The sequence below is a fragment of the Micromonospora sp. NRRL B-16802 genome (assembly GCF_001279555.1).
In the GTDB taxonomy this organism is placed as follows: domain Bacteria; phylum Actinomycetota; class Actinomycetes; order Mycobacteriales; family Micromonosporaceae; genus Micromonospora; species Micromonospora profundi.
In genome coordinates this window covers 1-12,023 of record NZ_LGEB01000087.1, presented here as the reverse complement: position 1 = coordinate 12,023, position 12,023 = coordinate 1, and the positions used below count along the sequence as shown (strand labels likewise).

The window sequence follows — 12,023 nt, the reverse complement described above, 5'->3', positions numbered from 1 at the left end:
GGGTGGTGGATAGGGTTGTCGTGGGGGTTTGGGAGGGGGTTGCGATGAGGGTGTTGGCAGCTATGTCGGGCGGGGTTGACTCGGCCGTGGCGGCGGCGCGGGCGGCAGCGGCCGGGCACGACGTGACAGGCGTACACCTGGCGTTGGCTCGCAATCCACAGACCTACCGGACCGGGGCGCGCGGTTGCTGCACCCTGGAGGATTCCCGGGACGCCCGGCGGGCCGCCGACGTGATCGGCATTCCGTTCTACGTCTGGGACATGGCCGACAGGTTCCACGAGGACGTGGTGGACGATTTCGTCGCCGAGTACGCCGCTGGCCGTACGCCGAATCCCTGCCTGCGCTGCAACGAGAAGATCAAGTTTGCCGCGGTGCTGGACCGGGCGGTGGCCCTGGGCTTCGACGCGGTCGTCACCGGCCACCACGCCCGACTCGGTTCGGACGGGCTGCTGCGACGTAGCGTCGACGTGGCAAAGGACCAGTCGTACGTGCTGGCGGTGCTGACGCGCGAGCAGCTGGACCGGTCGATGTTCCCGCTCGGTGACTCGACGAAGGCGCAGGTCCGCGCGGAGGCCGCCGAGCGTGGTCTGGCGGTCGCCGACAAGCCGGACTCGCACGACATCTGCTTCATCGCCGACGGTGACACGCGCGGATTTCTCGCGGGCCGGCTCGGCGAGGCACCCGGCGACGTGGTGGACGCCAGCACCGGCGCGGTCGTCGGCAGCCACACCGGCGCGTACGCGTACACGGTGGGCCAGCGACGTGGGTTGCACCTGGACCGGCCAGCGGCGGACGGTCGGCCACGCTACGTGCTCTCGATCACGCCGAAGACCAACACGGTGACGGTCGGTCCTGCCGAGGCGCTTGAGGTGACCCAGGTGCGCGCCGCCCGCCCGGTGTGGACCGGCGGCCCCCGTCCGACGTCGCCGGTCGAGTGCGAGGTGCAGTTGCGCGCGCACGGTGACGTGGTGCCCGCAACCGTCGACCTCGACGGTGACACGCTCCGCGCCGAGCTGCGCCGGCCGGTGCGCGGGGTGGCGGCCGGGCAGGCCGTGGTGGCGTACCGGCCGGATCCGGCCGGCGACGTGGTCCTCGGCTCCGCCACCATCACGGGCTGACCTACCCAGGTGCCGACCGCGCGCCGCGGCCACCGGGATAGCCTTCGGCCGTGACAGATCAGGCGTGGCCCTGGCCGGCCGGCGCGGCGACCGGTATCGGTTCGCTGCCCGGCACCGACATCGCCGAGGCCCAGCGGGTGGTCCTCGGGGAGCTTCCCGCGCTTCCCCACCTGCCCGAGCTGCCGGCGCGCGGCCCCGGCGCCGAGCTGATCGGCCGCACCGGGGGGCTGCTGGTGGAGCTGCCCATCGAGCTGTACGCGGGGCGTTGGCGGGTTGCCCCGCGTCCGGGCCGCGACCTGCGTCGTGCCCGAGACCTGATGGAACGGGACCTGGACCAGTTGGGCGAGCAGGCCGAGGCGTACGCCGGGCCGGTCAAGGTGCAGGCCGGCGGCCCGCTCACCCTGGCGGCCGCTCTGGAACTGCCGATCGGCGGGCGGCTGCTGCGTGACCCGGGTGCCGTGCGCGACCTCACCGGCTCCCTCGCCGAAGGGTTGCGCGCGCACGTCGCGGCGGTGACCCGACGGCTGCCCAGGGCGTCGGTGCTCCTGCAACTCGACGAGCCGTCCCTGCCGACGGTGCTGGCCGGGCGGGTGCCGACGGAGAGCGGGTTGGGCGCGTACCGGGCGGTGGATTCGGCGGACGCGGCCGCCCTGCTGCGCACGGTCATCGAGGCGGTCGGCGTACCGACCGTGGTGCACTGCTGCGCCCCGAAGGTGCCGCTGGAGCTGATCCGCTCCACCGGGGCCGTCGCGGTCGCCCTCGACCTGAGCTTGATCACCGAGCTGGACCCGCTGGGCGAGGCGATCGACGCCGGCCTGGGACTGCTGGCCGGGGCCGCGCCCACGCTGCCGCCGCCGGCCGGCCCGGCGCCGTCGTCCGCACAGGTGGCCGATCGGGTACGTCGGCTCTGGGACCGCCTCGGCTTCCCCCGTCGGCAGCTCGCCGAGCAGGTCGTCGTCACTCCGGCCTGTGGACTCGCCGGGGCCAGTGAGGAGTACGCCCGGGCGGTGCTCGCCGCCTGCCGCGACGCGGGTCGGCGGCTCGTCGAGGAGTGAGTTTTCTGTCGTACCCGGTGGGCATGATGACCGCCATGATTGGACAGCTACGTTCAGTGGTGATCGACTGCCCGGATCCGCGGGCACTGGCCGCGTTCTATGCCGAGCTGCTCGGCCTGCCCCTGGTCGAGGGCGACCCTGAGGACAACGAGTGGGTGGTGCTGGGCGGCCCGCCCGGCCACCAGCCCCGACTGGCGTTCCAGCAGGCGATCGATCTGCGGGCGCCGGACTGGCCGGATCCGGAGCGTCCGCAGCAGTTCCACCTGGATGTGACGGTGGACGACATCGAGGCTGCCGAGAAGGCGGCGCTCGCGCTCGGCGCCCGACGGCTGCCGGGCGAGGGTGAGGGCTTCCGCGTCTACGCGGACCCGGTCGGCCATCCGTTCTGCCTCTGCTGGGACTGACCGGCGGGGGGTTGCGGCGGCCGGGCATCATGGCCGCCGTGATCCCTGCCTCCGCGCTACGCGCCTCCGGTTCGCTCTTCGGCCTCGCCTACGGTGACGCGCTTGGCAAACCGACGGAGTTCCTGACCGTCGCCGAGATCGAGAGCCGCTACGGGCCGGGTGGTCCCCGTGCCCTGACCGGCGACCCGGCCCTGGTCACCGACGACACGCAGATGGCCCTGGCGGTGGGTTGGGCGCTGCACGACGCGCAGTCGTACCGGCCGGAGGCGGTGGAGCCGCTGCTGCGGGAGCGTTTCGCAGCCTGGGCGGTCAGCCCCGACAACAACCGTGCCCCGGGGATGACCTGCCTACGGGCCTGCGCCGAGCTGGGACGAGGGCTGCGCTGGCAGGAGGCGACAGTCGTCGGGTCGAAGGGGTGCGGGGCCAACATGCGGGTAACCCCTGTCGGGTTGCTCGACGTGGACCTGGCCACGCTCGCCGGGCTGGCCCAGTTGCAGGCCGGGTTGACCCACGGCCACCCGACCGGGCTGGCGGCCAGCGAGCTCACCGCGTACGCGGTCTTCGCGCTGCGCGAGGGGGCCACGCTGGCTGAGCTTCCCGCACTGCTCACCGAGCGAGCGCGGTCGCAACGCCAGGTGTACCGAGAGGACTGGCTGGGCGACCTCTGGCAACGCGCGGGGGCCAGCACGCCGCAGGAGTTCATCGCCCAGGGCTGGGACGAGTGCCTGGCGGTGCTGGGCCGGCTCACGACCGCCCTGGGCGAGCCCGACGACGGCGGTGACCCGTGCCGGGCCACAGGGGAGGGCTGGGTGGCCGAGGAGGCGCTGGCCACCGCGCTGCTGTGCGCCGTGCGTCACGCCGACGACCCGGTGGCGGCACTGGCACGCGGTGCCACCACCGCAGGGGACTCCGACTCGATCGCCGCTCTGGCCGGGGCGTTCGTGGGTGCGGCCGCCGGGATGAGCGCCTGGCCGCCGGGATGGGCCGACCGGATCGAGTACGCCGACCAGCTCGCAACGCTCGGCGCGACCTGGGACTGACCCGCTTGCGGCAGATTCCGCCGCGCCGGCCCGCCGTGGCAGACCTCCCCCTGCGCCGGCCTCTCGTGGTCGGCTCTGCGTCGGTGTCTGGCTTGATCGACTCGGGTTCCTGCAAATCGGGGTGTCCGAGCTTCCGGAACACCCCGATTTCCTGTAGCCCGAGTCGATCAAGGCCGGGTCGCCGCCGGGTCGCGGCCGGGTCGCCGCCGCTTCGCCGCCGGGCCGCCGCCCGGGGGCGGTCAGCTGGTGGGTAGGTGACGCAGGCTGCGGACCTTGCGCCACAGGACCGCGTCGCAGGCGCCGGCGCGGTCGGCGAAGGCGGCCGAGTCGATCCTGGTCGGCTCGGTGAGGCTCAGGTAGCTGTCGTGCTCGGCGCCGGGATCCCACTCCCGGGTGGGGATCCGCACGTGGTCGTCGCGGTCGCTCTTGTCCTGACTGGTGATCTTCAGGACGTCGGCGCCCCGGGAGTCGGCGCGCAGCACCAGACACGGCCGGACCTTCGAGCCGGTGCCGTCGGCGTACGGCACATCGGCCCACCAGATCTCACCCGGCGCGGGCGTGCCCACCTGACGGTCGGCGGCGCGTGGCCGGGGCTTGGTGGCCGGCCGGTCGCCGCCGCGCGGCCGGGGCGGCGCGGGCCGACGGCCACCGGTACGTGCCGCGGTGCCCTTACCCGGCCGACCGCCCGGGCGTCGGTTGGCCACGCGGTGTCGCCAGCTGTTCCACGCCCAGCCGGCCGCCACCGCCAGCAGGATCGCCAGCGCCCAGAGCAGTGCCTCGGGCATCGCCACCTCCGCGTCAGCGCGGCACTCCGGCCGCGTCGTCCGGCGATCCTCGCACGTCGACCACCACCGCGCCCGCCAACCACCCGCTGGTGGCGGCGGGCGTGGTCGACGGATTGTCCGACCGGACCGATACCGTGCCTTAGTAGCGTGACCAGGGAGGTCGCAGGGTGTCCGAAGGTGGCGGCGTGTCCGAAGGTGGGGGAGTGTCCGAGGAACAGATCGGCCAGCAGGTGAGCCCGGCGCAGGAAGCGGCGGCCGGCGCCGAGCCCACGCCGCAGGCGCGGGAGCGGCACGCCACCCTCAGCCGAGAGCTGACCGAGCACCAGTACCGCTACTACGTGCTGGACTCGCCGACCATCACCGACGCCGAGTTCGACAAGCAGTTGCGTGAGCTGGAGGGGTTGGAGGAGGAGTTCCCGGCGCTGCGCACGCCCGACTCTCCGACGCAGCGGGTGGGCGGCACGTTCTCCACCGACTTCACCCCGGTCGCCCACGCCGAGCGGATGCTCTCGCTGGACAACGCCTTCGCCGACGAGGAGTTGGCAGCCTGGGCGGAGCGGGTCGAGCGGGACGCTGGCGGGCCGGTGCCCTACCTGTGCGAGCTGAAGGTCGACGGGCTTGCCATCAACCTCACCTACGAGGCGGGCCGGCTGGTCCGGGCGGCCACCCGGGGGGACGGGCGCACCGGCGAGGACGTCACCGCCAACGTGCGCAGCATCCGGGACGTGCCCAGTCAGCTCACTCCGTCCGCCGAGTTCCCGGTCATTCCCGAACTGCTGGAGGTGCGCGGCGAGATCTACTTCCCGGTCGCCGCGTTCGCCGACCTCAACGCCGGCCTGGTCGAGCAGGGCCGGGCGCCGTTCGCCAACCCGCGTAACGCCGCCGCCGGCAGCCTGCGGCAGAAGGACCCGCGGGTCACGGCGTCCCGTCCGCTGCGCCTGGTGGTGCACGGCATCGGCGCCCGCCGGGGCTTCCAGCCCACGGCCCAGTCCGAGTCGTACGCGGCGCTCAAGGCGTGGGGGCTGCCCACAAGCGACCGGTGGCGGGTCGTGCCGGATCTGGCCGGGGTGGCTGAGTACATCGCCTACTACGCGGAGCACCGCCACGACGTCGAGCACGAGATCGACGGCGTGGTGGTCAAGATCGACCCGGTCTCCATCCAGGGGCGACTCGGTTCGACGAGCCGCGCGCCCCGGTGGGCAATCGCCTTCAAGTACCCGCCGGAGGAGGTCACCACCAAGCTGCTCGACATCGACGTCAACGTGGGGCGCACCGGCCGGGTCACCCCGTTCGCAGTGCTCGAGCCGGTGCGGGTGGCTGGTTCCACTGTCGCGCTCGCCACCCTGCACAACGCCCGCGAGGTGGAGCGCAAGGGCGTCCTGATCGGCGACACAGTGGTGCTGCGCAAGGCCGGCGACGTGATTCCCGAGGTGCTCGGCCCGGTGGTCGACCTGCGGCCCGCCGACGCCCGACCGTTCGTCATGCCGACCACCTGTCCGGCCTGCGGGACTCCGCTCGCGCCGGCCAAGGAGGGCGACATCGACATCCGCTGCCCCAACACCCGCAGCTGCCCGGCGCAGCTGCGTGAGCGGGTGTTCCACCTCGCCGGGCGCGGCGGTTTCGACATCGAGGTGCTCGGCTACAAGGGTGCGGCCGCTCTGCTGGACGCGGAGATCATCGCCGACGAGGGTGACCTCTTCCAGCTCGACGCCGAGCAGCTGTCCCGGTCCCCGTTCTTCGTCAACAAGGACGGCAGCCTCGGCTCCAACGCGGTCAAGCTGCTCGACAATCTGGCCGTCGCCAGGGAACGTGACCTGTGGCGGGTGCTGGTGGCCCTCTCCATCCGGCACGTCGGCCCCACCGCAGCCCAGGCGTTGGCACGGCACTTCCGCTCGATGGAGGCCATCGACGCGGCCACCGAGGAGGAACTGTCATCGGTCGACGGGGTCGGGCCGACCATCGCGGCGAGCATCCGTGAGTGGTTCGCCGTGGACTGGCATCGCGAGGTGGTCCGCAAGTGGGCCGAGGCGGGCGTACGGATGGCCGAGGAGGCGGTCGACGAGGGGCCGCGCCCGTTGGAGGGCTTGACGGTCGTGGTGACCGGCACGCTCGCCGGCTTCTCGCGCGACCAGGCCTCCGAGGCGGTGCAGAGCCGAGGCGGCAAGGTCAGCGGGTCGGTCTCCAAGAAGACGAGCTTCGTCGTCGTGGGGGACAACCCGGGGTCCAAGGCCGACAAGGCGGCAAGCCTCAAGGTGCCGGTGCTCGACGAGGACGGGTTCCGGGTCCTGCTGGACGCGGGTCCGGACGCCGCGCGAGAGGTTGCCCAGGTGCAGGGCTGACCTCGCCGCGAGCGGACGCGAACGGCTCGCCGCGCATACCAACTTAATTACGACTACGACCGATTCGTGACTGTCATACCGGGGAACGTGGGGCTGAGGGCGTTTCATTGGGTGACGACGTGCTCACCGGCACGTCGACCGTCGGTCGGGAGGTGTGATGGAGGTTGCCGACCCGCGCAACTCCCTCCCGCCTGGGCGGGTGGCGCCGTTCGCCGCCTTTGTCGTCGGCATCCTGGCGGTCGCGGCGCTGACTGCCGCCGGTCCACTCGCGACGCTCCCCGGCGAGCTGTCCGAGCTGCCGGTGGCGTTCTGGACGATGGCCGCGCTCGCCGTGCTGTGCGACGCGCGCCCGTTCGTCCCGCCGGGTCGCCGGCAGTCGTCCGCCGTCTTCCCGTCCACCTGCTTCACCTTCGCGATCCTGCTCGGCTGGGGGCTCGGCCCGGCGGTGGCGGTGCAGGCGTTGGGCGTGGTGGTGTCGGGCTGGCGGATGCGCCACGCCGCGTGGCGGACAGCGTTCAACGTCGGCCAGTACGCCTGCGCCCTCGCCGCCGCGTACGGGATCATCCGGCTCGGTCCCGGCACCATTTTCGGCGGCGGGCACCTGCACTGGCCCGACGTGGCCGCCCTGGGTGGGGCCATGGTGGCCTGGTTCCTCGTCAACTACGGGCTGGTCAGCTGCGCGGTACGGCTGCGCTTCGGCGACCGGTGGTGGCCCACCGTCCGGCAGGGCCTCGGTTTCGAACTGCTCTCCACAGGTTCGCTGCTGCTGCTCGCCCCCGTGCTGGTCGCGGCGGCACACCTCAGCGCGGCGCTCATCCCGCTGGTGCTGGTGCCGCTCTTCGCCGTCTACCGGATGGCCCGTCTGACCGTCGAGCAGCAGCACCTTGCCGCCTCCGATCCGCTCACCGGGTTGCCCAACCGCAAGGCGTTGTTGGCCGAGGTGGCCGAGCAGGTGCACCTGCACGCCGAGCGGACCGCCCGTGGCGAACCCGGCGGGCACCTGGCGCTGCTGCTCATCGACCTGGACCGTTTCAAGAACGTCAACGACGCGCTCGGGCACGCGGTGGGTGACAGGCTGCTGGTCGAGGTCAGCGCCCGGCTCACCGACGTGGACCCCCGCCCACAGATGATCGCCCGTCTGGGTGGGGACGAGTTCGCCATCGTGATGACCGGCCTGACCGACGTCGGTCAGGCACGTGCCCTGGCCGACCAGGTGGTCCGTGCGCTGGCCGAGCCGGTGCCGCTGGACGGGCTGCCGTTGGACGTCGGCGGTTCGATCGGGATCGCGCTCTTCCCCGAGCACGGCGAGGACTTCGCCACTCTCATGCGGCACGCCGACGTCGCGATGTACGACGCCAAGCACCGCAACGACACGGTGGCCGTCTACGCCCCGGAGTCCGACCACAACTCGGCCGAGCGTCTCGGCCTGCTCGCCGACCTGCGCCGGGTGCTCGAATTCGGCCCGTCGGCCGACGAGCCACTCGACGCCGCACCACCGGAGCAACGCGACCCGCTCGACAACCCGCCTGCGAGTCGGGCCGCGGCGCCAGGGCAGGCCACGTCGCCAGGGCAGGCTGTGTCTCCGAGACAGGGCACTGCCGGCGTACCCCCTGTTGCTCCGGACGAGGTGCGCGGCGGTGACGGCGCGGCGCTGCCCACCGGTGCGGAGGCCGCGCCGCGCCCGGTCACCGCGCCGGTGACCGCGGAGGCGCCGTCGACAGGCGGGCGCTGGTGGGGTCGCCGTCGGCGCGCGGCGGGCGCCGAGTTGGCGCACGCCGACGAGCTGATCAAGCAGATCGCCACAAGCGCCGACCCGATCCGGGGCCGCAACGCCCGCGCCACGGTCGCCGGCACCCGGCCTGGTCCGTCCCGGGACCGACGTGCTGGTGTGCAGGGGCGACGCTCGCCGAACGTCGGCGCGGGGGCGGCACCGCGCGGCGACAGTGCGGGGCGCGACAGCGGGCCGGGCTCGACCGACCAGTCGTTCGGGTCGAGTGGGTGGGCGCACGACGGCGAGCAGGCCGACGACGCCGGTGAGATCACGATGTACTACCAGCCGCAGATCGCCATCGCGACAGGCGAGGTGGTCGGCGTCGAGGCGCTGCTGCGCTGGCGGCACCCGCGTCGGGGGATGGTCGACCCGGAGGAGTTGATCCGGGTCGCCGAGCAGAGCGCTGTGATGCGGCTGCTCACCCGGCGGGTGGTGGACGACGTGGTGGAGCAGCTCGCCAAGTGGTCGGCGGCCGGCATCGGGCTGCGCGCGGCGCTGAACGTGAGCGTGCGCGACCTGCACACCGGCGAGATCGCCGACCAGATCGCCGACCGGCTGGCCCGGTACGGGGTGCCGGCCGAGCGGCTGCAACTTGAGATCACCGAAGGTGCCCTGATGGCTGACCCGCGTCGGGTGCTGGCCACGATCTCCCGGCTGCACCGGATCGGGGTGGCCATCGCGTTGGACGACTTCGGCACTGGGTACTCGTCGCTGCAACACCTGCGCCGGCTTCCGCTGTCGGAGGTGAAGGTGGACAGGTCGTTCGTGCTGGGCATGGCCGACGACCCCGACGACGCGGCGATCGTCCGGTCGATGATCGAACTGGCCGGTGCGCTGGGGCTGCGGGTCGTCGCCGAAGGTGTGGAGGACGAACGGACCTGGCGGATGCTGCACGCGGCGGGCTGCGACGCCGCGCAGGGCTGGTTCTACGCCCGCCCGATGCCCGCGGAAGAGTTGATCAACTGGCTGGCGCGGTACCGGCCGGTCCGCCCGAGCGGTGGTCCCGTCGAACCGGACGCGGAGCGCCGCCCCACCCGCTGACCGCCCGCCGGCACGGCACGCCGGCTGGCGGAGGGGGAGTGGGGGACGCGACGCGGGAGCGGAACAATAGACTCGCTCCGGTCACCGCGCGTCACGCTGCACCCGCCGCGCGGCCGGCACACCGCCCGATCAGCAGGACATCAGAAGGGGGCACGGATGGCCGCCATCTCCCGCGAGGAGGTCGCGCACCTGGCGCGCCTGTCGCGGCTCGCCGTCACCGAGGAGGAGCTGGACACGTTCGCCGGCCAGCTCGACGTGATCCTCCAGGCGGTCGCCCAGGTCGGCGAGGTCGCCGCCGCGGACATCCCGCCGACCTCGCACTCGGTGCCGCTGACAAACATCTTCCGCGAGGACGTCGTCACGCCGTGCCTCACGCCGCAGGAGGCGCTGTCGGGCGCGCCCGACGCCGAGGACCAGCGGTTCCGCGTACCGCGGATCCTGAGCGAGGACGTGGCCTCATGAGCGAGCGTCAGCGAGCGAATCAGCAGTGCAGCGCGGTGGTGCCTCGTGGCGTCACGGAGCGAAGCGGAGTGGCGTCATGAGCGACCTGACCAGAATGACCGCGACGGAGATCGCCACCCTCGTGGCCGGTGGTGAGACCTCCGCTGTCGAGGTGACGCAGGCGCACCTGGACCGGATCGCCGCCGTCGACGACCGGGTCCACGCCTTCCTGCACGTCGACACCGAGGGCGCGCTCGCCGCGGCCCGCGCCGTGGACGAGCGTCGGGCAGCCGGCGAGGATCTCGGCCCTCTCGCGGGTGTGCCGGTCGCCGTGAAGGACGTGCTCGCCACCCGGGGCGTGCCCACCACCGTGGGCTCGAAGATCCTCGAGGGCTGGCGCCCGCCGTACGACGCGACGATCGTGCAGCGGCTGCGCGACGCCGGCACCGTGATGCTCGGTAAGACCAACATGGACGAGTTCGCGATGGGCTCCTCCACCGAATACTCGGCGTACGGCCCGACGCACAACCCGTGGGACCTCGACCGGATCCCGGGCGGTTCGGGTGGTGGCAGTGCCGCCGCGCTGGCCGCGTACGAGGCGCCGCTGGCGATCGGTTCGGACACCGGTGGCTCGATCCGCCAGCCCGGCGCGGTCACCGGCACGGTCGGCGCGAAGCCGACCTACGGCGGCACGTCCCGCTACGGGCTCGTGGCGTTCTCGTCGTCGCTGGACACCCCCGGCCCGTGTGCCCGTACGGTGCTCGACGCGGCTCTGCTGCACCAGGTCATCGGTGGGCACGACCCGCGTGACTCCACGTCGATCCCGCAGCCGGTGCCGGACGTCGTGGCGGCGGCGAAGCTCGGCGCGACAGGCGACCTGACCGGCGTACGACTCGGCATCGTCTCCGAGTTCGTCGGCGAGGGTGCCGAGCCGGGCGTGATGGCCGCGTTCCGCGAGTCGGTGGACGCCCTTGCCAAGCTGGGTGCGGAGATCGTCGAGGTGTCCTGCCCGACGTTCGCGTACGCGCTGCCGGCGTACTACCTGATCGCCCCGAGCGAGTGCTCCTCCAACCTGGCCCGGTTCGACGGCGTCCGGTTCGGCCTGCGGGTCGGAGACGACGGCAACCGGTCGCTGGAGGAGGTCATGTCGATGACCCGGGAGGCCGGCTTCGGCCCCGAGGTCAAGCGTCGCATCATGATCGGCACGTACGCGCTGTCGTCGGGTTACTACGACGCGTACTACGGGCAGGCGCAGAAGGTCCGCACGCTCATCACGCGGGACTTCACCGCCGCCTTCGAGCAGGTCGACGCGCTGATCTCGCCGACCACGCCGTCGGTGGCGTTCCCGATCGGGGCGCGCACGGCCGACCCGTACCAGATGTACCTGGCCGACCTGTACACGATCCCGACGAACCTGTACGGCGGGCCGGGCATCTCGGTGCCCTGCGGTCTTTCTGAAGGGCTGCCCGTCGGCCTTCAGGTGATGGCGCCGACGATGGCCGACGACCGGATGTACCGGGTCGCCGCCGCGTTGGAGTCCGCAGTCGGCACGTTCACCCCGCCGACGCTCTGAGCCCACGGGTACGGAGGCAGGTCGCCTGCCTCCGTACAAGAAATCGTCACGCGCCCGGCGCGGTCACCACGACCGCGCCGGGCGCTGTGTCGTCGCGGTGACACGACGATCTCCGATCAGCTGATTGTCCGGGTTCGGTTGCACTGGTCGAATAAGCTCCGAGTCTGCTGGATCGACTGGACTCTGGTCCGCTGGCGGCCGCGAGCGGCTCCGATCAAGACCTGGATGTGCGATGGGGACACTTCGCCCGGTCATGGCCCTGACGATGGCTGTCGCGTTGCTGCTGGGCGCCGCGCAACCAGCCGCCGCCGCCCCCGCCGACACCGTCACCATCACCTCGGGCAAGCCCCGGTCGCTCATGTACATCGGGCAGGTGTACGCGATCCACACCGTCGAGGCCACTGGTGGCACCGGGCCGTACCAGCTGTCGGTGGTGTCGGGCAGTCTGCCGCCGGG

Annotated in this window: 9 protein-coding genes and 1 pseudogene; 9 read left to right on the top strand and 1 reads right to left on the bottom strand. The window is 72.6% G+C overall.

The genetic code is table 11. The features are described 5' to 3' along the window. The first annotated feature begins 44 nt into the window (after nucleotides 1-44). From mnmA to ADK66_RS25200, 4 genes are read left to right on the top strand one after another with little or no spacing between them, the layout of a single operon-like run. On the top strand, nucleotides 45-1,118 hold the full coding sequence (gene mnmA, locus ADK66_RS25215; RefSeq protein WP_053659521.1) for a tRNA 2-thiouridine(34) synthase MnmA: 1,074 nt from the start codon (nucleotides 45-47) through the stop codon (nucleotides 1,116-1,118). A 50-nt stretch (nucleotides 1,119-1,168) separates the two neighbouring features. After that, on the top strand, nucleotides 1,169-2,173 hold the full coding sequence (locus ADK66_RS25210) for a methionine synthase (RefSeq protein ID WP_053659519.1): 1,005 nt from the start codon (nucleotides 1,169-1,171) through the stop codon (nucleotides 2,171-2,173). 35 nt (nucleotides 2,174-2,208) lie between these two features. Beyond that, a complete protein-coding gene (locus tag ADK66_RS25205; protein WP_197281633.1) occupies nucleotides 2,209-2,577 on the top strand; it encodes a VOC family protein in 369 nt (122 codons plus the stop codon). A gap of 29 nt (nucleotides 2,578-2,606) precedes the next feature. After that, a complete protein-coding gene (locus tag ADK66_RS25200) occupies nucleotides 2,607-3,617 on the top strand; it encodes an ADP-ribosylglycohydrolase family protein (protein WP_053659517.1) in 1,011 nt (336 codons plus the stop codon). Between the two features lie 239 nt (nucleotides 3,618-3,856). On the opposite strand, the gene ADK66_RS25195 is transcribed toward ADK66_RS25200, so the two are convergent. After that, nucleotides 3,857-4,402 carry a type II toxin-antitoxin system PemK/MazF family toxin gene (locus ADK66_RS25195; RefSeq protein ID WP_053659523.1) on the bottom strand — a complete coding sequence of 182 codons (546 nt, stop codon included), beginning with the start codon at nucleotides 4,400-4,402 and terminating at the stop codon, nucleotides 3,857-3,859. Nucleotides 4,403-4,605: 203 nt separating this feature from the next. On the opposite strand from ADK66_RS25195, the gene ligA reads away from it, so the two are divergent. The 5 genes and pseudogenes from ligA to ADK66_RS25170 all read left to right on the top strand — a co-directional run. Further along, nucleotides 4,606-6,741: an NAD-dependent DNA ligase LigA gene (gene ligA / locus ADK66_RS25190; protein WP_053659515.1), complete on the top strand. Its 2,136-nt coding sequence runs from the start codon at nucleotides 4,606-4,608 to the stop codon at nucleotides 6,739-6,741. 157 nt (nucleotides 6,742-6,898) lie between these two features. After that, the gene (locus ADK66_RS25185; protein WP_053659513.1) at nucleotides 6,899-9,553 is read left to right on the top strand and encodes a GGDEF domain-containing phosphodiesterase; all 2,655 of its coding nucleotides are present in this window, start codon (nucleotides 6,899-6,901) and stop codon (nucleotides 9,551-9,553) included. A 156-nt stretch (nucleotides 9,554-9,709) separates the two neighbouring features. After that, the gene (gatC, locus tag ADK66_RS25180) at nucleotides 9,710-10,015 is read left to right on the top strand and encodes an Asp-tRNA(Asn)/Glu-tRNA(Gln) amidotransferase subunit GatC (RefSeq protein WP_053659512.1); all 306 of its coding nucleotides are present in this window, start codon (nucleotides 9,710-9,712) and stop codon (nucleotides 10,013-10,015) included. 76 nt (nucleotides 10,016-10,091) lie between these two features. Further along, nucleotides 10,092-11,567 carry an Asp-tRNA(Asn)/Glu-tRNA(Gln) amidotransferase subunit GatA gene (gatA, locus tag ADK66_RS25175; protein WP_053659509.1) on the top strand — a complete coding sequence of 492 codons (1,476 nt, stop codon included), beginning with the start codon at nucleotides 10,092-10,094 and terminating at the stop codon, nucleotides 11,565-11,567. Between the two features lie 232 nt (nucleotides 11,568-11,799). Continuing rightward, nucleotides 11,800-12,023: pseudogene (locus ADK66_RS25170) on the top strand (hypothetical protein); the annotation flags it as partial.